This is a genomic window from Deinococcus aestuarii (genome assembly GCF_018863415.1).
GTDB classification, from domain to species: domain Bacteria; phylum Deinococcota; class Deinococci; order Deinococcales; family Deinococcaceae; genus Deinococcus; species Deinococcus aestuarii.
In genome coordinates, this window is sequence record NZ_JAHKSN010000015.1 from 86100 (window position 1) to 107168 (window position 21069).

Sequence of the window (21069 nt, forward strand, 5' to 3'; positions counted from 1 at the left end):
TGGTCAGGATTGACCTGAACCGTTCTGCGGGCAGGCGGGCGGACTGGCCTCGGGGCTTGCGGCGTCACGGTCTTCTTGCTGAAGCCTCTGCAAATACTCGTCCAGGCGGTCGAAGCGGCCCTCCCAGAGCTGCCGGTAGCTGCGCAGCCAGTCGTCCAGCTCCCGAAAAGGCTCGGCCCGGAGCGTGTAGATGCGCCGGTTGGCGACCGCCTCGACCTCGACCAACCCGGTCTCGCTCAGGACGCGGAGATGCTTGGACGCCTGCGGCTGGCGAATCTGGAGACGCGTGGCGATCTCACCGACCGTCAGCGGCTGCCGGATCAGCAGCTCGACCATCTGTAGGCGATGCCCCTCGGCCAGGGCGCCGAACGTGGCGGCGTTCAGGGATGACTCCTCCTTTCCGAATCTGTAGACGGATTATGCTACTTCAGGAATATTCCTGTTAAGGTATATAGGATCGGGGCGGTCGGCGGGGAGAAGGCCGGACCGACTGACGAGGTGGACCGGGAAGGCGACGGGCCCACCCGTTCAAAAATTGAACGAAATTTGAACAGGGGCCTGCCCGCGGCCTAAGCTGCCCTCACCATGCCCGTCACCCAACAGGACGTGGCCGAGGCCGCCCGGGTCTCGGTGTCCACCGTCTGCCTCGTGCTGCGCGACGACCCGCGCATCAGCGAGCACACGCGGCGGCGGGTGTTGCAGGCGGCACAAGACCTCGGGTACGTCGCGCGAACGGCCCTGCACGCGCCGGGAGGGGTGCATCACCTCGGCGTGCTGATCGCGGAGGGCAGCGCGCACCCCAGCGCCGACCACTTCTTCGGGGAGGTGCTGCGCGGCGTGACCGAGGAGGCCGAGCGGGGCGGGCACACCGTCAGCGTCGCGGCCTTCGGCGGGCACGACCTGCCGCGCCTCGTCCGCGAGGGCCGGGCGCACGGGCTGATTCTGGGCGGCAATCCCATCGCCGAGGGCGTGCTGGAGCGGGTACGGGCGCTGACCATTCCCAGCGTCTTCATCGGGCGCTATCCGGGGCACCTCAGCCTGAACGCCGTGCTGACGGACAACCCGGCAGGTGGGCAACTCGCCACCGAGCACCTGCTGGGGCTGGGGCGGCGGCGGGTGGGCTTCATCAGCGGCGATCCCACAGAGTCGTTCATGAACGACGACCGCCTCACGGGCTACCGCCGCGCGCTGCACCTGGCGGGAGCACAGCCCGGGCCGCTGTGGTTTGCGCGGGGTACGGCGATGGGCGGCGTGGAGGGCGGGGCGCGGGCCGTCCACGACCTGCTGGGCAGCGGCGCAGACTTCGACGCCCTCTTCGTCGCGGAGGACCACATGGCCCTGGGGGCGCTCAGGGCCCTGCGCGAGCGCGGTGTCTGCGTGCCGGGCGACGTGGCGGTCGTGGGCTACAGCGACATCCACCTCGCGGGCCTGAGCGACCCGCCCCTCACGACCGTCCATGTGCCCCGCCGCCGTCTGGGCCGGACCGCCGCCCGCCTCCTCGATGACCTGCTGACCGGGCGGGTGGAGCCGCCGCTGCACATCACCCTGCCGCCGAGGCTCGTCGTGCGGGGGTCGTGCGGCGCCGTGGCCCAGAAGTCTCCCCGGCCACCGCCCGCCTCACCGCATCCCTCTCCCCCAGCCGCCCCCACGTCCCCGGAGGTTTGACATGCGAAAGGCCCGCTCCCTGCTCATCCTCGCCGCGCTCGCCAGCGGCAGCGCCCTCGCCCAGGAAAAGGTCACCCTGCGCTTCACCACCTGGGCGGGCGGCGACGCCCTGAAGTTGCTCCAGAGCCTCGCCGCCGACTACGGCAAGCGGAACCGGAACGTCACCGTCGAGGTCGAGTCCATCCCCTTCGGGAGCTACGACCAGAAGATCACCGTGCAGATCGCGGGCGGCACCCCTCCCGACGTGGGCTGGGTGGCGGAGCGGTCGGTGCCCGGCTACATCGCCTCCCGCTCGCTCGTCAACCTGCGGCCCACGGTGGCGAGCGACGCCAGTCTCGTCCTGAACGACTACTCCCCCGCCTCGCTCGCGCTGTGGACGCGCGGGGACGCGCTGTACGGGCTGCCCTTCTCCTTCTCGCCCATGCTCGTCTACTACAACCGCGACCTCTTCGAGAAGGCCGGAATTCCCACCCCCGCGACGCTGCTGAGGCAGAACAAGTGGAACTACGCCGCCTTCGAGGCCAGCGCGAGCGCCATCAAGAAGGCGAGCCCCGGCGCGTACGGCGCGAGCCTCTTCCGCCTCGACCCGCAGAACTGGGCGGGCGGGATCCTGGCGGCGGTCTACTCCAACGGCGGCGACGTGTTCGGGCAGGACGCGGCGAGTTGCGCCCTGGACAGCGCGGGCAGCGTCCGGGCCTTCGAGCTGGCGCAGCGGATGATGCGGGACGGCACGGCGCCGAGGCTCGGCGAGCAGGTCACCTTTGCGAGCGGGCGCCTCGGCATGTACGCCGATCAGGTGTCGTACAGCGCGCAGCTCAAGGACGTGGACTTCAAGTGGGACGTGGCGCCGATGCCCAGCGGCCCCTCGGGGCGCAAGACGCTGCTCGGGCAGGCCGGATACGCCGTCTTCAGCGCGTCGAAGCACCCCAGGGAGGCGCAGGACTTTATCAAGTACCTGTCGAGCCGAGCCGTCATGCAGCGCACCGCCCAGTTCTTCCCGCCGCCGCGCCGTTCCCTCCTGAATTCCAGCACGTTCCTCAAGAATCCGCTGATCAGCGAGGCGAGCCTGCGCGACGCGGTGCTCAAGCAGGTCGGCAGCGCCCGCACCCTGATCGTGCCGACGAACTGGACGCAGGTGAACGACGTGGTGGTCCGCAACCTCGAACGCACCCTCCGGCCCAGCGCCAACGTCGGGCAGGAACTCGGGCGGGTGTGCAACGAGGTCGACGCCGTGCTGAAGAAGTGAGGGAGGCGGCGTGATGCTCAAGGCGAGAACGGCGGCCCCCCCACGTGTGGTGAAACGCCGCCGGGGCTGGGAGTCGCCGTGGGTGGGCTTTGCCTTCGTGGCGCCCTTTATGCTGGGGCTGACCGTGCTGTTCCTGGGGCCGGTGCTCGCGGTGCCCGTCCTCTCCCTGCTGAACTGGGTCCTCCCCGACGCACCGACGTGGGCGGGCTTTTCCAACTACGCGCGGCTGGCCCGTGACCCCGAGGTGCTGCGCTCGACGTGGATCACCGCGCTGTTCGTGGCGGGGCTGGTGCCGCTCAACATCGGCCTCGCGCTGGGACTGGCGCTGCTGCTGAACGTGAAGGCGCGCGGGGTGGGCCTTTTCCGCACGCTGCTGTTCTCGCCCGTGGTCGTGCCCCTCGTCGCGTGGGCGCTCGTGTGGCGTTTCGTGCTGCAACCCGACTTCGGGCTGGTGAACAACCTGCTGGGGAGGATCGGCATCTCGGGGCCCAACTGGCTTTTCGAGTTCCCCTGGGCGCTCGTCGCCGTGATCGTCAGCATGGTGATCGAGCACGTGGGCCTGAACATGCTGATCTTCCTCGCCGCGCTGCAAGGGGTGCCGCGTGAGGTGCACGAGGCCGCCGTTATCGACGGGGCAAGCCGGGGGCAGGTCTTCTGGAAAGTTACGCTGCCGATGATCTCGCCCACGGTGTTCCTCACCCTCGTCGTGACGATCATCGGGGCGCTGAAAGCCTTCGCGCCCATCTATGTGCTGACGGGGGGAAGCGACTCCGCGAGCGTGCTGATGGTGCAGATGTTCAAGAACGGGTTCAAGTATTTCGACTTCGGCTACGCCTCGGGCATCGCGTGGGTTCTCTTCGTCGTGATGCTGCTCCTGACCGTGGGGCAGTGGCAAATGCGGAAACGCTGGGTGCACTATGAGTCTTAGAAGCCTCTCCCGCGCCGCGTATTACGCGGTCATGGTCGTGCTCGCCGTGCCCTTCGTCTTCCCCACGCTGTGGATGATCGGCGCGTCGTTCAAGTCGAATCAGGCGATTTTTGCGGAGCCGCTGGGGTTGCTGCCGTCCCGCGTTGACTGGGCGAACTACGCGCAGGTCTTTCGGGACTACCCCTTCGCGGCGCAGTACCTGAACTCGGTGTATATCGCCGTGATCGTCACTTTGGCAACCTTGCTGCTGGGCGCCCTGGCGGGGTACGGCTTCGCACGGCTGAACTTTCCGGGGCGCGACCTGATGTTCATCGCCTGCCTGAGCGCGATGATGCTGCCTTCCGAGGCCGTCTCCATCCCGCAGTTCGCCCTGTTCAAGGCGGCGGGGCTGGTCAACACCCACGCCCCGGTGATCCTGCTGCAAATCTTCGGGGGGACGGGGGCGCTGGCGGTCTTCCTGCTGCGTCAGCACTTCCTGACCGTGCCGCGTGAACTCGACGAGGCCGCCCTGATCGACGGGCTGGGGCGCTGGGGCATCTTCTGGCACGTGATGCTGCCGCTGGCCCGCCCGGCGCTCGTCGCGGTAGGCATCTTCGCGTTTCTGAACTCGTGGAACGACTACTTCAACCCCCTGATCTACCTCAACTCGGGCGAGCGGTTCACCCTGCCGCTGGGGCTTCAGGGCTTCACCGATCCGCTCGGCGGCATCTTCTGGAACCTGACCCTGGCGGCCTCCACTCTCGCCACGCTGCCGCTGCTCCTCGCCTTCCTCGTCGCGCAGCGGCACTTTGTCGAGTCGCTGACCTCCAGCGGGCTCAAGGGTTAACGCATGACCGAAATCCAGACGGATATCCTCATCGTGGGCGGCGGGCTCGGTGGCGTCGCGGCGGCCCTCGCGGCTTTAAGGCTGGGGCGGCGCGTGGTTCTGACCGAAGAGACCGACTGGCTGGGTGGGCAACTCAGCGCGCAGGCCGTGCCCCCCGACGAGGCGTGGTGGATCGAGGACGCGGGGGCGACTGCCTCCTACCGCCGCCTGCGCCACCTCGTGCGCGAGTATTACCGGGCGCACTACCCGCTGCGGGAGGAGGTGCGGGCGCAAGAGCACCTCAACCCGGGCCTCGGCAACGTCTCGCGCCTGTGCTTCGAGCCGCGTGTGGGAGTGGCCGTGATCGAGGCGATGCTGGCTCCGTGGCGGGCGGGCGGGCAACTGCGCGTCCTGATGAACCACCGGCCTATGCGTGCGAAGATGGACGGGGACCGGGTGGCCGGGGTGGAATTGGAAAGCTCGGCTACAGGGAAACGTACCTTCATCCAAGCCCATTACGTCCTCGACGCGACCGAGTTGGGTGACCTGCTCGACCTCGCCGGGGTGGAGCACGTGGTCGGCGCGGAGAGCCAGGACGACACCGGGGAACTCCACGCCCTGCCCGGCCCCGCCAACCCCCTCGACCAGCAGGCGGTGAGCTGGTGCTTCGCTGTGGATTATCTGCCCGGCGAGGACCACACCATCGAGAAGCCGGAGGACTACGACTTCTGGCGCACGTATCAGGCGCCCTTCTGGCCGGGTCCCCAACTCGCGTGGACGGACGTTCACCCCATCACCCTCCAGCCACGCACGCGCGACCTCTTTGGCGATCCGGTCGTCCAACTCCACCGGGGCGACTTCTGGCACTACCGCCGCATCTTCTGCAAGGACCAGTACCCGGAAGGGCTCTACCCCAGCGACATCACCCTGGTGAACTGGCCGCACATCGACTACTGGCTGGGGCCGATCATCGGCGTGAGCGAGGAAGAGAAGCGGCGACACCTGCGCGGCGCCCGGCAACTCAGCCTCTCCATGCTGTACTGGATGCAGACGGAGGCGCCCCGCCATGACGGCAAGGGGGAGGGGTATCCGGGGCTGCGGCTTCGCCCCGATGTGGTGGGCACCGAGGCGGGAGGTCCTGAAGACGGCCTCGCCAAGAGCGTCTACGTGCGTGAGTCCAGACGTATTCAAGCCGAGTTCACGGTGCTGGAACAGCATGTCGGCGTCCAGGCGCGGGCGGGCTTGACCGGGGCCGAGACCTTCCCCGACAGCGTGGGAATCGGGCAGTACCGCATCGACCTGCACCCCTCGACGGCGGGGCGCTCGTACGTGGACGTGGAGAGCTACCCCTTCCAGATTCCCCTCGGTGCCCTCATTCCTGTCCGCGTGGAGAACCTCCTCCCGGCGGGCAAGAACATGGGCACCACCCACATCACCAACGGGTGTTACCGCCTGCACCCCGTCGAGTGGAACGTGGGCGAGGCGGCGGGCGCGCTGGCGGCGTACTGCCTGGAGCGGGGCCTCACGCCGCGCCAGGTACGGAACACGGCGGGGCACCTGCAAGACTTCCAGGCCCTCCTCACGGTGGACCTCGGCTTCGAGCTGGCGTGGCCGGAGCGTTACCGCCTGACGGCCTCACCGGGGTTCTGAGGAAGAGCGGCGGTCAGCGCCCGCTTGAGGGTGATGGAGTTCTTCCACATCCCCAGCGCGAGGGTGTGACGGGGTAAGTCAGAGACCTCCTGCACCCGAGCACCCGGAAGCTGCCCCTGCAACCACTCCGCCTCTTCCCGCAAGGAGAGGACGCGGCCCACCTCTCCCCCCTTCAGGGCGGCCAGGGCCTCGCCAGCATGGTCGTAGGAGGTGAAGTCCTGGCCCTGGCGGTCGGCCCAGTCGTACGCCTCCTCGGCGTTCAGCCCCCAGTGGTTCGCCAGCACGCCGAGGGACTTGGCCGGGTCGAACGTCAGGAGCGCCCAGCCCGTCTCGGCGTAGGGCAGCGGTTGCATGAGGGCTTGCGTTTCCGGCGAGACGACGATGCCGCCCGCGAGCACCTGACACGACTCCGGGCGTAGTCCCCAGTCCACCGGGTCGGGGGTCGTGCCCCAGGAGGCCTGGAGGTTCCATTCGAGCGAGGTGCCGATCCGGGCGGCGGCGCGGCGCAGCAACTCGGCCTCCTGTCCCCGCGCCCCGTCCTCCGTGGCGGTGACGAAGGGGGGCAATTCGGCGGGGATGCACACGCTCATCACCCCCGCCTGCCGCACGAGCGCGAGGGAGTTGTCGGGGGGAAGTTGCCGGAGCCCCAGGTACGCGAGGACGCCAACGATAATGAAAACCGTGCTGCCGGAAGGACGCCAGCGGCGGGGCCTGGGTGGCGGCCCTACTGGACCCCGCCTCACCGTCACCGCCGGAACTCCCGGTAGGCGACCGTGCAGGCGACGAGGGTGAGCGAGACGACAACGCCCACATCGAGCGCGAGGGCGTGCTCCCGGTAGTCGATGATGAAGCCGCGCAGGAGGTCGATGGCGTAGGTCAGCGGATTGGACCGCACGAGCAGCACCAGCCACGCGGGGAACACCTGCTGCTGTTGCTGCACGCTCAGGCTGGGGTCGAGGGGAAAGACGCTGCTTGCCAGGAAGTACAGCGGCAGGATCAGGGCGTTCGAGAAGACGCCGAAGCCCTCGAAGGACCGCAGCCGCGAGGCGATCAGGAGCCCGACCGCCGTGAACGCCAGCGATACGAGCAGCATGACGCCGAGGATGCCCGGCAGCATCGCGGGCGTGATCGCCACGTCCACGTAGGGGGCGAGGAGGAGGACCAGCCCGCCCTGCAAGGTGGCAACCGTCGCCCCGCCGAGCAGCTTGCCGAAAAAGACGGCGCTGCGCGGCACGGGTGAGGCGAACACCTCCCGGAAGAAGCCGAACTGGCGGTCGTAGATCAGGCTGACCGCCGACTGGATGCTGGGGTAGAGGATGTTGAGCACCACCACTGCCGGGAAGATGTACTGCATGTAGGTGAAGGGCACCACGAAGGTCGTCTCCCGCAGCCCGGTGCGGAAGTACGGCGTCAGCCCCACCCCGAAGATGATGACCCACAGGAGGGGGCGGCTGAAGGCCCCAACGAGCTGCCCACTTTCACGCACGCTGCGTTTGACCTCGCGCGACCAGATCGCGTACAGGCAGGAGAGGTAGTACCGGGCGCCCGTCGTTGTTGAATAAGTAGTCACCGCGTGTGCTCCCCGCCGCCCCGCGCGAAGGCGAGCGTCGCTTCACTGACAGCGGGCCGGTCCTCCCGCAGCGCCCGCCCCGTCAGGTCGAGGAACACGTCTTCCAGGCTGGGCGGCTGCACGCTCAGGCCGCCCAACGAGCCGAGTTCGGGCGCGAGGCTCGCCATCAGGGCCCCGGCGTCGGGGACGCGCAGGCGAAGGGTTTCGCCGCTCGCCTCCACGTTCCCCGGATACCGCCGCTCCAGCCGGGCGCGCAACTCCGGGCGGGCGCCGCGCAGGGTGACCACCGTGCCGCCGTGCCGCTCCCTCAACTCGGCGGGCGGCCCGAAGGCCAGCACCTCTCCCCGGTCCACGATGGCGACGAGATCGGCCCCCTCCGCCTCCTCGATCTGGTGGGTGGTCAGCAGCAGGGAGACGCCCGTCTCGCGGCGGAGTTGCCCCAGGTACGTCCACACGGCGCGGCGGCTCTGCACGTCCAGGCCGGTCGTCGGCTCGTCCAGCATTAGGAGGGCGGGGTCGTGCATCACCCCGCGGGCGATCTCCAGCCGCCGTTTCATCCCACGTGAGAGGATGCGGGCGGTGGCGTTCTGCCAGTCAGTGAGTTCGACGACGCCGAGGACGTGATCGGCCCTCCTGGCACGTTCGCGGGCGGGCAGACCGTAGATGCGCCCGTGGAAGTCGAGGTTTTCGAGCACGGTCAGCCGCTCGTCAAGGCTGGGTTCCTGAAAGACCAGGCCGAGGGTCCGGCGCACCCGCCCGCTCTGGCGCCGCACGTCGAAGCCCGCCACCCGCGCCTCTCCCGTCTGGAGGGGGAGCAGGGTGGAGAGCAGGCCGACAAGCGTGCTCTTCCCCGCCCCGTTCGGCCCCAGCAGGGCGAAGAAGGTGCCGCGCGGGACGTGCAGGTCCACCCCGCGCAGCGCCTCGATGTCCCCGTAGGCGTGCCGGACCCCCCGCACCTCGATGACGGGCTCGGTCACCGGGCGGGCCCCTCGTCCTTGTACGACTCCGAGGCGGGACGGCGGTCGCTCACGCTCGCCACCGCGATTCCGGGACGGTCGAGCCCGTGCTTGGCGAGGAGCCGCTGGATATCACCGCGCCGGATCAGGCGCACGATGGCCGAGTCGAGCTGGGCGCGCAGGCTGGGTCGGTCACGCCGCAGCCCGTAGATCACGTACCACGTCATGTTCGGCAGGGTGGTGACCGGGGTGGCGGTGAGCCCCACCTTCGCCAGATTCTTCTGCCGCCCGTACAGTTGCGGCGCGAAGACGAGGCCCGCCTTCGTCTTCCCCGTCGCAAGGTCCTGCACCAGCCGGGCGGCGGTCGGCACCGGGCGGTCGGTGAACTGTCCTTTGCGGGTCGCATACATGAAATAGGCGGGGAGGCCGTTACGCTCCATACTCAGCGGCGTGGTCTTCGGCAGGGCATTCAGGGTTTTCACCTTCGGGTCGCGGCTGGCGAAGACGTAACTCACCTTGAGGTAGGGGCGGGTGGCGTACATCTGCTCGTCGGCGGGGTAGTCGAAGGCGGGGGTGGTGCTGCCCACCAATCCGGGGTAGATGTCGCAGCGGTGGGCGAAGAGGCGCAGGAGTTCGAGGCGGTCGAGCGGTTGCGGCGAGGTGTCGACACCCGGCAGCGGCGTGCGGTGGACGTAGAACTCGGCCTTGCGCCCCAGCGAACGGGCGACGGCGAGGGCGAGGTCCTGCTCGAAGCGCCAGATGGGGTTCTGCTGGTCGAGGCAGAAGAGCAGGGTGTTGTCGGTGCGCAGAAAGCCCGTCGTGCTGGTGGGCGAACTGGGGTCCTGCTGGGCGAGCGCTGGCCCCGGCAGCCCGAGAGCGAGCAGGGCCAGCAGCGGCTTGAGGCGGTTCATGACGCCCTCCTTGGGCAGTGGGAAGGGGAGCGGCGAAGAGGGCAGGGTGGAACCACATCCAGGCAGGTGTCGCCCTGAACGGAGTGAAGGGCCTCGCCTTCGCACGCTACTTGGAGATGCTTCGCTCCCGCTCAGCATGACATCCCCCAATGACCCCCTCATGGGCGAAGGGCGGGGACCCCTTCTCACAGGCCCCCGCCGACGTTCACCAGGCGCTCTCAATCGACGGCGAAGACCCAGAAGACCCCGCCGCGCGGCGTGTCCTTGGTGAGCTGCGCCATCGGCCCGGCCCACAGCGGGATCGCGCCGCCGTAGCCGCTGAAGACGCCGACGTACTGCTTGCCGTTCACCGAGTAGCTCACCGGGGTGCCGATCACGCCCGAGTTGGTCTTGAAGGACCACAGCTTCTTGCCGCTCGCGGCGTCGAAGGCCATGAAGTCGCGGTCGGCGGTGTTGCCGGTGAAGACGAGCCCGCCCGCCGTGGTGAGGACCCCGGCCCACAGCGGCGCGTTCCACGTCTGCTTCCAGACCTGCCTGCCGGTCACCGGATCGACCGCCTGGAGCTTGCCCACGTGCCCGAGGTTGGGCACGGGGTTGAGTTCGAATTCCGCGCCCACGTACGCCTCGCCCGCCGCGTACTTGGTCTGGGCGCCCTTGATGTCCATGCACCATTCGTTGCTGGGGATGTACACCAGCCGGGTCTGCGGGGAGTAGGCGGCGGGCTGCCAGTTCTTGCCGCCCAGGAAGCTCGGACAGGCGTTGACCTGCTTGCCGATGTCGGGGCGGTGCTGTGGGTCCCAGATCGGGCGGCCCTGGGCATTGATGCCCTTGTAGGCCGTGACCGTCACGTACTTGCTGGCGTTCTTGTACGCCACGCCGCCGCCCGCGCGGTCGAAGAGGTACAGGAAGCCGTTGCGGTGGGCGGACACCATCGCCTTCGTCGCCTTGCCATTGATGGTGGCATCGATGAGGATCTGCTCGTTCACCCCGTCGTAGTCCCAGGCATCATTGGGGGAATACTGGAAGCCCGACTTGATGCGCCCGGTGCCCACGTCCACCGCGATCACGGAAGAAGACCACTTCAAATCGTCGCTGGCCTTGCGGCGGGGGTCCATCCAGGGGCTCGGGTTGCCGGTGCCCCAGTACACGGTCTTGGTGGCGGGGTCGTACGAGCCGGTGAGCCAGGTGGGGGCGCCGCCCTGGGCCGCTCCGCCCTGGGGGTAGCTCGCCGCGACGGTGGTGTAGCTCTTCCACGCGGACTTGCCCGTCTTCGGGTCCATCGCCTCCAGAAAGCCCCGGATGCCGTACTCGCCGCCGTGCACGCCCGTGATGAGCTTGCCGTCCGCGACGAGGGGGGCCGAGGTGATCGTGTAGCGCTTCTTGTAATCCTCGATGGTCCGGTCCCAGGCGATCTTGCCGGTCTTGGCGTTGAAGGCGAGGATGTGGGCGTCGAGCGTGCCCATGTACACCATGTCGCCGTACACGGCCACGCCCCGGTTCACCACGTCGCAGCAGCTCGTGATGTCGTCGGGCAGCTCGCGCTCGTACTTCCACAGCAGTTGGCCGGTGGCGGCGTTGAGGGCGAAGAGCTTGTTCATCGGCGCGGTGATGAACATGACCCCGTTGTTCACGATGGCGGGGGCCTCGTGCCCCTCCGACTGCCCGGTCGAGAAGGCCCACACCGGGCGCAGGCGACTGACATTCGCCGCCGTGATGCGGTTCAGCGGCGAGTAGCCCCAGTTGCTGTAGTTGCCCCGGTACATCAGCCAGTTGGCGGCCTCCGGGTTCTGGAGCCGGGCGTCCGTCACGTTCGTGTAATTGCCCACCTGTGCCGCGCCCCAGGTCCCCGCCATCGCCAGTACCGCCGTCAGAATCCTACGCATGGTGCCCCCTTGAGCCGAGAATGGAAGTCGGTTGGACGGGTGGAGGTGCGGTTCGGAATTACTTGACGCCGACCCGGCCCGTGAACTCAGCGGCGGCGACGAGCCCCCCGCCCGCGCCCGCCTTGAGCGGCAGGGCGGCGAGGCGGCGGGGAGCCGGGCCGCCGAGAACGGTCGCGTTGTCGCGCGGGTCGAAGATCGAGCCGTGGCAGGTGCAGATGATGTTGCCCTTGCCCTGCCCCAGCGAGCCGATCTCCTTGGTGGGGCAGCCCTGGTGGGTGCAGACGCTGGAGTACGCGACCACCCCGCCCGAGGCGTTTTTCTTGGAGCTGTCCTTGATCTCGGCAGGCTTGAGCCGCACCAGAACCACGCCCGACTTCATGGCGTCGCGCGGCTTTTTCGTGGCCGGGTCCACCGCCATCGCCCAGACGGCCTCGCCCTCTTTCAGGTCGGCGGCCTTGACGGCCTGACCTTTTTTCGGGCCGTCCTGGTACATCAGGAGGTCGCCGCTCTTGGCGGGGCTGCTCGCGGTCTGCGCCCCGGCGCGGCGGCCCAGCGCCACGGCGGCGCCCGTCGCGGCGGTCAGCTTGAGGAAGGTGCGGCGGCTCTGGGGGCAACTCGGCGGCGTGTCGGTCATCGGGGGTCCTCCGGGGTGGGGCGGCGGCCACGGGGCCGGTCCAACAATCGGGGAAGCGCAGGAGCGCCGCGCACGGTCACAGCCAGGAATCGTGAAGGTTGGAACGGGCCGCACTCTCAAGCTTCCGTGCAGTAGGGTCAAACTCGGGCGAACGGGAAAGACGGCGGGGCGGGAGGCCCGGTGGGTTGTGTGATCGTGTTTCAGTCTAGGAAGGCCGGGTTGGGGAAAGGTTGGTGGGCCGCCCCCCTCAGCCGCGCCCGCCCGCGATCCGCGCCGCCTCGGGCGTGCGGGCGAGCAGCCGCATGGCGACCACGCCGAGAAAGGGCCCCATCGCCAGGACCGCGAAGGCCAGCGCCCAGCCCCCCGCCCGCACGAGGACGGGCACCAGGGCGATGCTCGCGGCGGTGAGGGTGAAGCCCAGCGCGAGCTGCGCGGTCAGCGCCGTGCCCACGTAGGCCGGGTCGGCGATCTCGCTCACGATGGTCGAGAACTGCGCCGAGTCGGCGATGATCCAGAAGCCCCAGAAGAGGCTGAGGGCGAGGACCACGGGCGGTGCGGCCTGCGAGAGGAACGCGAGCGCGAGGGCACATCCACCTGAAAGCCCCATCGCCAGGGCGGTGAGCCGGGTGCGCCCCCAGCGGTCGCCGAGGACGCCGCCGACGTAGCAGCCCAGCGCCCCCACCCCCACGACCGCGAAGGTGGCGTAGGCCGCGCCGCGCGCCGGGTCCGGCACTCCCCCCGCCGTCAGGACCCCCCCGAAAAAGGCCGCGAACCACGCCCACATCGCGTACAGCTCCCACATGTGCCCGAGGTAGCCCAGCGTGGCGAGCCCCACCCCCCGGCCCGTCAGGATGCGCCACGCCTGCGCGGGCCGGAACACGGCGGGCGGAAAGCGGTGCGGCCCCTCCCCCACCCGCGCGGCGATCAGGCCTCCCAGGGCGGCGAGCACGCTCGTCGTGAGGATGACGCCGCGCCAGTTCGCCCCCCCCAGCCCGTTCACGAGATGCGGCAGAGCGGAGCCCAGGGTCAGCGCCCCGACCATCACGCCGAGCGCCACGCCACGCCCGGTGCGAAACCACGCCGACATCGCCTTGAGCGCCGGGGGGTAGACGAGCGCAAGGGAGGCTCCGGTCAGCGCGCGCAGAACCCCGGCCACCACCGGGCCGCCCGCCACGAGCAGCCCCAGGTTCGCCCCGGCGGCGAGCAGCGACCCCACCAGGATCAGCCGCCGGGGCGGCACCCGGTCCGCGAGGTTGAGCGCCGCGCTGAGCACCGCCCCCGCCACGAAACCCAGTTGCACCGCGAGCGTGAGCCAGGAAGCCGCCGCATCCGTGAGACCCCACGCCGCCCGCAGTTGCGGCAACACCGCCGCCGCCGAGAACCACGGCGCCATCGCCAGCACGACGGCCACCGCGAGGCGCGACAGGGCCGACCAGCGTCCCGGGGCAGCCTGGGCCGTCCCCTCCAAGGCGGGTTGTGACATGGAGGGCAGCATAAGGGGGCAGAGGGGGCGCGTGGGAAGGGAGGAGCCGGGAGTACGGTCTTATCTTTCCGAAAAGATAAGCTGTGAGCCGCGTTCTCCTTAGCGCCAAAACGCGCTCTGGGCGCGTCCCTTTACCCCTCTGCCTTGAGGAGGTTGGGAGGGGGTGAACCGCAACCTCCCCCCAGCGCGGCGGAAAGAAGACGGCCTGCCCTCTCCGCAGGTCAAGAGAGGAGGACGAGGACCGCCAACTCCATCTCTCTGCCCCTACATCTCCCCCAGCGCCGCCCGCCGGGCCCGCGCCATCGGCAGCCTCGGGTCGCCCGGGGCGAGCAGGGCTTCGAGGTCGTGGAGGAGTTCGGGGTCGTCGAAGCGGTTGGTGTAGCGCCACAGCAGTTCGGGGTCGCGGGCGCGGGAGACGGCCTCGCGCAGGGCGGCGTCGAGGTACTCGCGCCAGTAGGTCAGCAGCGGCGAGGCGCTGTGGGGCAGCAGCGGCCCGTCGTAGGTGTCGAGCGCCCGCCCCGGCTGGCCCGAGAGCAGCGCGGCCTCGACGCTCAGGGCGTCGAAACTCACCCCCAGCGTCAGGCGGTAGGGGCGGGAGGCGACGGCCCCGCCGAGCAGGGCGCGCAGGGTGCTGATCTCGGACTTGAGGGTGCTGAGGCTGACGGGCAGGTCGCCGTAGACGTGCGCGTGCATGGCGTCGAGGGTGAGCCCGTCCGGACACAGCGCCATGACCGCCAGCAGCTCGTGTTGCCGGGGCGTGAGGTGCAGGGACCGGCCCTGGAGGACGACGCGCGGCGGCCCGCACAGCCGCAGGGTCAGGCCCTCGGCCACCCCCTGGACCGGGGTCAGGCCCCCCTCGATCAGGCCCGCGTAGTGGCGGGTGCTCGCCAGGCCGAGCGGCGTGCTGCGTTCCCAGGTCGTGCTGAAGTCGAGGACGCCGAGCAGCTCGCCCGTCACCGGGTCGCGGATGGGCGCGGAGTAGCACACCCAGTCGTGCACGGTCTGGACGAAATGCTCGGCGGCGAAGACCCGCACCGCCTGCCGCGTCCGCAGGGCGAGCGCCAGCGCGTTCGTGCCCACGCTGGACTCGTCCCAGTGGCCGCCGGGCACGAAGTTGATGCCGCTCGCCAGGCGGTGCATCCGCTCGCTGCCGCTGGTCCACAGCAGTTGCCCGCCCGCGTCCGCGACCGCGACGATCAGGTCTCCGTCCTCGGCGAGGTTGACGAGTTCGGCGAGGAGGGGACGGCTGGCATGTTCCAGCCGCGACTCCTGCCAGGCGTGCCGCACGTCGGCGTCGTTCTCGACAGGAGCGCAGACGCGCTCGGGGGGGACCGTCTGGGCGGAGCGCGCCCACGACGCCGCCACCTCGTCGGGGACGGGTTCCCCGGGCGCGGGGACTTCCACCCGCGAAGAGATGTACCGGTGCCAGGCGCGTTCCAGCCGCTCACGCTCCCGGATGAGCCGTTCGTTCATGCTGCCTCTGTGCCAGGGGGAGGGTGCCAGGGGAGGAGATGCCGAGGGGTCCGGTTGTGCAGGCCCAGAACCCTGAGCCGTTCACCATTGAATTGAGCCCAACAGGTGAGACCAGATTAGCACGCCCTTAAGCCGCGAGGTTGGAAAGAGGTTGGGGTTGTCTGGAACGCGGCTTGCAAAGTTGCATTGCTAGGGTCCGGGCGGCTAGCGTGGGGCCACTCAGAGGTTCACAGCGTCCGGTCGCGGGACCCCGCCTTCGCGCGGGAGCGCGGCGCGTCACCGTTCTCGTTTCGGAGGTGTGGGGTGGCTCAGCCAGGAGCAGGGAGACGCTGGGGACGGTGGGCGCTCGCGGGGGCGCTGCTCCTCGCGGGGGGGGCGGGGGCGCAGGCCGGGACACGTTCGATCAACGTCGGCTTGCAGGCGGGCGGGACCCTCTCGTGGGTCACCTCCGCCATCGGGTACTTCGGGATCGACCGGGAGCTGGGGCTGAGGGTGAACGCGAGGACCTACGCGAGCAAGGACGCCACCCGCGTCGCGCTGCGCTCGGGGGACACGCAGGTCGTGGTGGACGACTTTCTGGAGGTCACGCTGCTGAGGGGGAGGGGCTTTCCCGTCACCGCCGTCTACCCTTTCAGCCTGCTCACAGGTGGGGTGATCGTGCCCGCCGCGAGCGACCTGCGCACCGTGGCCGACCTGAGGGGCAAGACCATCGGCGCGACCAGCCTCACCGACAAGACGCTGCTGCTGCTGCGGGCCTTCGCGCGCGCGAAAGCGGGCTTCGATCCCATGACGGCCTCTCAGGTCGCCTCGGTGCCGAGTCCGACGATGGAGCAGTTCATGACCCGGGGGGAGATTCAGGCGGGTCTCCCCTTCTGGCACCACGGGGCGCGGATGGTGAGCGGCGGGAAGTACCGCCAGCTCATCTCCACGGGCGAGTTGCTGCGCGGCCTGGGCCTCAAGCCCGACGTGCCGCTGCTCTACCTCGTCGCGCGCAACGACACCGACCCAGGGACGCTGCGCCTCTTCGTGAAGGCCGTCCTCCTCGCCGAGGAGCGGATGAGGCGGGACGACGGGTACTGGGACGCGATGTTGAAAGAGGGCCTGTACAACCTGCCCGACCGCGCGCAGCTCCCTGCCCTGCGCGCCCAGTGGGCCGCCGGGTTGCCAAAGGGGTGGAGCGCCGCCGACCTGAACAACACCCTGCTCCTGACCCGGAAGATGATCGAGGTGGCGGGCCCCGACGTGGTGGGCCTGACCCGGCTCGACACCCGCGCCTTCAACACCCGCTTCCGGCCCTGAGCGATGCAACGCGTCCAGCCCCGCCGCGCCCAGGCCGCGCCCGCCCGCCGCGTGCGGTGGGGACGCTGGGCGCTGCCTACCCTGGGGCTGGGGCTGCTCGTCCTCGCGTGGCCGCTGGCGAGCGCGGCGCTGGGACCGGACGTGTTCCCGGGGCTGGGCGACACCCTACGGTTCCTGGCGCGGGAGGCCGAGCGCGGCACCCTCTGGACGAACGTGGGGATCACGCTCTGGCGGGTGATCGCCGCCTTTGCCCTCGCGTTGCTGCTCGGGGCGCCGCTGGGATGGGCGCTCGGCACGCATCCGCGCTTCGCGGCGCTGGCGTCGCCCTGGCTGGCGGTCGGGCTGACGGTGCCGCGCATCCTGATCCTGCTCGCGGCGTACCTCGTCGTGGGGCTCAACGAGCGGGCGCTCGTCGCGGCGATCACCTTGATCCTGCTGCCCACCGTCGCGGTTCAGGTCAGGGAGGGGGTGCGGTCGCTCGACCCCCGCCTGGCCGACATGGCGCGGGCGTTCCGGGTGTCACCGGGGCGGACGTTGAGGCACGTCACGCTGCCGCAACTGTGGCCCTCGCTGCTCGGGGCAGCGCGGGTCACCCTCAGCCTCTCGTGGAAGATGGTCGTCTTCGGCGAGGTGTTCGGGCGCACGAGCGGCGTGGGGTACATGATCGCCTTCTATTTCCAGCAGTTCGAGATGCGCGGCATCCTCGCCTACGGGCTGGTGATGACGCTGGTCCTGTCGGCCATCGACTACGGGCTCGCGGCGCTGGGAGAGCGGGTCTTCGCGTGGCGGAGGGCGGCGTGACGGGATCGCTCGACTTCCGGGACGTGACCGTGCGGTACGGGTCCGCCCCTCCCGTCCTCGCCGGGTTGAACCTCAGCGTGCGGCCCGGGGAGGTCGTCGCCGTCATCGGGCGCAGCGGGTGCGGCAAGACGACGCTGCTGCACCTCGCCGCCGGGCTTCTCAAGGCCCAGGGGGGAACGGTGGCGTTCGGCGGGGAGGCCCGCACCGGGTACGTCTTTCAGGACGCGCGCCTTTTGCCGTGGCTCAGCGTGGGAGACAACCTGCGGCTCACGAGCCCGCCCGAGCGTCACCCCTTCATCGCGGCGGAGTTGAGCCGGGTGGGGCTGGGGGGTCTGGAGCGGCGGTATCCGGGGGAGCTGTCCCTCGGCATGGCGCAGCGGGCCGCCGTCGCCCGCGCCCTGCTGCTGCGCCCGAACCTCCTTCTCCTCGACGAGCCCTTCAGCGCCCTCGACGAGCTGACGGCGGGAGAACTGCGGGCCGAACTCGCCGGTCTGCTGCGCGAGACGCGGCCCACCACCCTGCTCGTGACCCACAATCCGTCCGAGGCGGTCTTCCTCGCGGACCGGGTGGTCGCCCTGGCCGGAACACCCGCCGCCGTGCGGGGCGAGGTCATCGTGACGCTGCCCCGCCCCCGCGACCCGGACGACCCCAGTGCCGCCGCCGTCGTGCGCGGGGTGCGCCGCCTGCTGACCAGGGAACGGGTGACCGCGTGAAGGCGGGCCGTGTCCTCCTGTTCGCCTTCCTTCTTGGCGGAGCCTCCGCACAGGGCGTCCTGCCCGGGGTGGACCTCGGTTGGCTCGCGGGCGAGCGCGGCCTCATGCTGGAGACGCTGGGGGTGACGGCGGGGCGGCTGGGGATCGCGCTGGGGGCGGGTCTGTTGATCGGCACAGCGCTCGCGGCCCTGATGCGGTCGAGCCCGCGGGTGGAGGCGTGGCTGACCCCCTGGGTCCTCGCGCTGCTCGCCGTGCCGTGGGTGCTCATCCTGGTGGCGATGAACCTGATTCCCACCCTGGGGGTGCGGGAGTCGACGGGGCTGGGGATCGCCGCCCTCGCCACCGCCGTGCAGGTCTTCGCCCTCGGGCGGCGCAAGCTGGAGGAGCGGCGCGAGGCCTACCTGCGGCGGGCGCTGTGGTACGGCTTCACGGCGGTCATGGCGGCGGAACTCCTCGCGCGCGGGGACGGTCTGGGCGCCAGGATTCGCTTCTACGCGCTGTTTACCCAGTTCGACCACCTCGCCGCCTACGTGCTCCTTGCCGCGGGGCTGTGGCTGGCCTTCGCGCTGCTGGGCCGCGTGCTGCTGAGGGTGCTGGGCCGCTCGTTCCTGGGGCGGGGGGCGTGACGGGGACGATGACCTCCCTGACCGCCCTCCTGCGCGGGGTGAGGCGGCGGGAGGCGGGGCGTCGGCGCTGGCGGCGGGTGTCGTGGGCGGCGGCTGTCGGAGTCGGCACGCTGGCGCTGCTCGGCCTCTGGCAGGTGGTCCGCGCCCCGCTGGGTTGGCCTCCAGTCTCGATACCGTTCGCGGTGGGACTGGCCGGAGGGCTGGCCGCGCTGACTTTCCTGGGGCTGGAAGTGCGGACCTCGCCGCCGACCGACCGGGAAGCCGCCCGCCTCGCCGACCGCCGCCTGGGGCTCCACGATCTCCTCGGCACGGCGCTCACCCTGCCGGAAACGGCGCAAGACCCGCTGGAGGCTGCCCTGCACACCCGCGTTCGTGCCCAGGCGGAGGAGGCGGCCCGGCCCCTGCGCGCGGCGGACGTGGTGCCTTCCCCCTCCCCAGCCTGGGGACGGTTGCCTGCCGGACTGGCCGTTCTCGCCCTCGTCCTGTGGCTGATCCCGCCCCTGCCCGCCCCCGTACAACTCGCCGCCGCCGAGGAGCCCCGTGCCCAGGCCATCCGCACGCCGGAGCCAGCCAGGACAGAGGCAGGGGGAACGGTCAATTCCTTGGCTCCTGTGACGACTCAAGCTCCTTCCGATGAGGATGCCGAGGTCGGGGAGAAGACGCCGGAGACGCCCTCCACACCCCAGGCCCAGGCGGAGACGGAGCGGCCCAGCGGCGCCGCCGAGGCGGCCACGGCGACAGGAGGACGCACCCCAGGACTCGACCGCCCGCGCGAGCCCCGAACTGCCCTCCTCACCGAACCGCGAACGTCGAGCGCAGAGGCCCGCCCGGGCGGCGGTTCCACCCGCGATACCCCCTTCGGCTCGCGGGAGAGCGGCAGCTTCGGCGAACAGGCGGCGCGGAGCAACCCGGACGCCCTCGCCGCCGCCCCCTACGACCCCGGCGGGCCGGGCAGCGAGCCGCAGCGGCAGAAAAGCGGCGGTCCCCCCGAGGAGCGGCGGGCTTCCGGAGGCCGGGGCGTGGAGAATGACGGCGACGACCGCTGCGCGCAGGACTGCCTGACGAACGACGACATGAACCGGGGCTCGGCACCCCGCGCGGCCAGGCCTCCCGCCCCCGACGACCGCAACGCGAGCGGCACGAGTGACAGCGGCGGCGGCGCGGCGGGCAGCACGAGCGGCGTGGGACTGGGCCAGGGGCGGATGGCGGAAGTGACCGTGCGCTTCCGCACGCGGCTCCTCGCGGGGAACGAGACCCAGGGGGACCGGGTGCGCGTCCTCGCGGTGCCGGGCACCTCTCCCCCGGTCGCGGACCCCGGCAGCGCCACCGCCGGACCCTGGACCCCGCAGGCCGAGCCGCCCCTCACCCCCGACGACATCCCCGCCGCCGCCCAGGACACGGTGGGCGCGTACTTCCGGAGGACCCCATGACCCACACGGCACCCGACCCCCTTCTTGCCCGCGTGGACGAGCGGCTAGACGCCCTGCGGCGCGCGAAGGTCGCCATCCACGAGGTCGTCGTCGGGCAGGGCGAGGTGGTCGATCAGGTGCTCGTGGCGCTCCTGGCGGGCGGGCACGTGCTCGTGGAGGGCGCACCCGGCATGGGCAAGACCCTGCTCGTCCGCACCGTCGCCGACGTGTTCGGGCTGAGGATGGGCCGCGTCCAGTTCACCCCCGACCTGATGCCCGCCGACATCACGGGGACGCTCGTCCTCTCCCCCGACGAGCGCGGCGTGAACCGGCTGGAGTTCATGCCCGGGCCGATCTTCGCCCAGCTCCTCCTTGCCGACGAGGTGAACCGGGCGACGCCGAAGACGCAATCCGCCCTGCTGGAGGCCATGCAGGAGGGGACCGTCACGGTGGCGGGGGAAGGCCGCCCGCTGCCCCGCCCCTTTTTCGTCCTCGCCACGCAAAATCCCATCGAGCAGGAAGGCACCTACCTGCTGCCGGAAGCGCAGCTCGACCGCTTCTTTTTCAAGGTGGACGTGCCCTTCCCCGACGCGGACGTGCTGGGCCGGATTCTGGCGCAGACGACCGGGCTGGACGCCGCACAGGCCCGCGCGTGCCTGACTCCGGTGGAGCTGCTCGACGCCCAGCGGACGGTGCGGGCGCTGCCCGTGTCGCCCGACGTGGTGGAGGCGGTCTCGCGGCTGATCGTCAGCACCCAGCCCTCGCGGCCCGAGAGCGGGGCGGAGGTGCGGCGTTACGTGCGCTTCGGGGTCAGCCCGCGCGGCGCGCAGACGCTCGTGCTCGCGGCGAAGGCGCAGGCCCTCCTGTCGGGGCGGGCCCACGTGAGCCTGACCGACGTGCGGGCGGTCCTGCTCCCCTCCCTGCGCCACCGCTTCCAGCTCAACTTCGAGGGGGTGGCCTCGGGGGTGGACAAGGACGCGCTCCTGCTCCGGCTGCTGGACGCCCAGGCCGGGTGAC

At 70.6% G+C, this 21069-nt stretch carries 20 protein-coding genes; 11 read left to right on the forward strand and 9 right to left on the reverse strand.

Annotated elements, in window-relative coordinates; translation table 11 throughout:
* Positions 1–3 precede the first annotated feature (3 nt).
* Complete coding sequence (locus tag IC605_RS16725; protein ID WP_281416363.1) at positions 4–384, reverse strand: ArsR/SmtB family transcription factor; 381 nt, start codon at positions 382–384, stop codon at positions 4–6.
* A gap of 201 nt (positions 385–585) precedes the next feature.
* Here IC605_RS16725 and IC605_RS16730 point away from each other — a divergent pair, with 201 nt between their 5' ends.
* The 5 genes from IC605_RS16730 to IC605_RS16750 are packed head-to-tail and all read left to right on the forward strand — an operon-like array spanning position 586 to position 6294.
* Entirely contained in the window at positions 586–1665 is a 1080-nt protein-coding gene (locus IC605_RS16730; RefSeq protein WP_216326769.1) for a LacI family DNA-binding transcriptional regulator, read from the forward strand.
* A gap of 1 nt (position 1666) precedes the next feature.
* Positions 1667–2911, forward strand: a complete 1245-nt coding sequence (locus IC605_RS16735; RefSeq protein ID WP_216326772.1) for an ABC transporter substrate-binding protein — start codon at positions 1667–1669, stop codon at positions 2909–2911.
* Positions 2912–2924: 13 nt separating this feature from the next.
* Positions 2925–3839, forward strand: a complete 915-nt coding sequence (locus IC605_RS16740; RefSeq protein ID WP_216326776.1) for a carbohydrate ABC transporter permease — start codon at positions 2925–2927, stop codon at positions 3837–3839.
* The gene (locus tag IC605_RS16745; protein WP_216326778.1) at positions 3829–4665 is read left to right on the forward strand and encodes a carbohydrate ABC transporter permease; all 837 of its coding nucleotides are present in this window, start codon (positions 3829–3831) and stop codon (positions 4663–4665) included. The genes IC605_RS16740 and IC605_RS16745 overlap by 11 nt, the downstream gene beginning before the upstream one ends.
* Positions 4666–4668: 3 nt before the next feature.
* Positions 4669–6294: an FAD-dependent oxidoreductase gene (locus tag IC605_RS16750; protein WP_216326779.1), complete on the forward strand. Its 1626-nt coding sequence runs from the start codon at positions 4669–4671 to the stop codon at positions 6292–6294.
* Here IC605_RS16750 and IC605_RS16755 read toward each other — a convergent pair.
* From IC605_RS16755 to IC605_RS16790, 8 genes are all read right to left on the reverse strand, one after another.
* Positions 6264–7043: a substrate-binding periplasmic protein gene (locus IC605_RS16755; protein WP_216326781.1), complete on the reverse strand. Its 780-nt coding sequence runs from the start codon at positions 7041–7043 to the stop codon at positions 6264–6266. The genes IC605_RS16750 and IC605_RS16755 overlap by 31 nt on opposite strands.
* Positions 7040–7864 (reverse strand): ABC transporter permease, encoded by an 825-nt coding sequence (locus tag IC605_RS16760; protein ID WP_216326783.1) that lies wholly within the window; start codon positions 7862–7864, stop codon positions 7040–7042. Before IC605_RS16760 ends, IC605_RS16755 begins: the two co-directional genes overlap by 4 nt.
* Positions 7861–8841: an ABC transporter ATP-binding protein gene (locus tag IC605_RS16765; protein WP_216326785.1), complete on the reverse strand. Its 981-nt coding sequence runs from the start codon at positions 8839–8841 to the stop codon at positions 7861–7863. Before IC605_RS16765 ends, IC605_RS16760 begins: the two co-directional genes overlap by 4 nt.
* Positions 8838–9731, reverse strand: a complete 894-nt coding sequence (locus IC605_RS16770; RefSeq protein ID WP_216326787.1) for a substrate-binding periplasmic protein — start codon at positions 9729–9731, stop codon at positions 8838–8840. The genes IC605_RS16765 and IC605_RS16770 overlap by 4 nt, the downstream gene beginning before the upstream one ends.
* A 218-nt stretch (positions 9732–9949) precedes the next feature.
* Positions 9950–11614: a PQQ-dependent dehydrogenase, methanol/ethanol family gene (locus tag IC605_RS16775; protein WP_216326790.1), complete on the reverse strand. Its 1665-nt coding sequence runs from the start codon at positions 11612–11614 to the stop codon at positions 9950–9952.
* A 58-nt stretch (positions 11615–11672) separates the two neighbouring features.
* The gene (locus IC605_RS16780) at positions 11673–12248 is read right to left on the reverse strand and encodes a Rieske 2Fe-2S domain-containing protein (RefSeq protein WP_216326837.1); all 576 of its coding nucleotides are present in this window, start codon (positions 12246–12248) and stop codon (positions 11673–11675) included.
* Between the two features lie 247 nt (positions 12249–12495).
* Positions 12496–13731, reverse strand: a complete 1236-nt coding sequence (locus tag IC605_RS16785; protein ID WP_216326793.1) for an MFS transporter — start codon at positions 13729–13731, stop codon at positions 12496–12498.
* 264 nt (positions 13732–13995) lie between these two features.
* A complete protein-coding gene (locus IC605_RS16790) occupies positions 13996–15204 on the reverse strand; it encodes a helix-turn-helix domain-containing protein (protein ID WP_216326796.1) in 1209 nt (402 codons plus the stop codon).
* 303 nt (positions 15205–15507) lie between these two features.
* Here IC605_RS16790 and IC605_RS16795 point away from each other — a divergent pair, with 303 nt between their 5' ends.
* The 6 genes from IC605_RS16795 to IC605_RS16820 are packed head-to-tail and all read left to right on the forward strand — an operon-like array spanning position 15508 to position 21068.
* Positions 15508–16503 (forward strand): ABC transporter substrate-binding protein, encoded by a 996-nt coding sequence (locus IC605_RS16795; RefSeq protein ID WP_216326799.1) that lies wholly within the window; start codon positions 15508–15510, stop codon positions 16501–16503.
* Positions 16504–16506: 3 nt separating this feature from the next.
* Entirely contained in the window at positions 16507–17304 is a 798-nt protein-coding gene (locus IC605_RS16800) for an ABC transporter permease (RefSeq protein WP_216326801.1), read from the forward strand.
* Positions 17301–18017 carry an ABC transporter ATP-binding protein gene (locus IC605_RS16805; RefSeq protein ID WP_216326802.1) on the forward strand — a complete coding sequence of 239 codons (717 nt, stop codon included), beginning with the start codon at positions 17301–17303 and terminating at the stop codon, positions 18015–18017. The genes IC605_RS16800 and IC605_RS16805 overlap by 4 nt, the downstream gene beginning before the upstream one ends.
* The gene (locus IC605_RS16810) at positions 18014–18643 is read left to right on the forward strand and encodes a hypothetical protein (RefSeq protein ID WP_216326804.1); all 630 of its coding nucleotides are present in this window, start codon (positions 18014–18016) and stop codon (positions 18641–18643) included. The genes IC605_RS16805 and IC605_RS16810 overlap by 4 nt, the downstream gene beginning before the upstream one ends.
* 8 nt (positions 18644–18651) lie before the next feature.
* Positions 18652–20073, forward strand: a complete 1422-nt coding sequence (locus IC605_RS16815) for a hypothetical protein (RefSeq protein WP_216326806.1) — start codon at positions 18652–18654, stop codon at positions 20071–20073.
* Entirely contained in the window at positions 20070–21068 is a 999-nt protein-coding gene (locus IC605_RS16820) for an AAA family ATPase (RefSeq protein ID WP_216326808.1), read from the forward strand. Before IC605_RS16815 ends, IC605_RS16820 begins: the two co-directional genes overlap by 4 nt.
* The last annotated feature ends 1 nt before the right edge of the window (position 21069 follow it).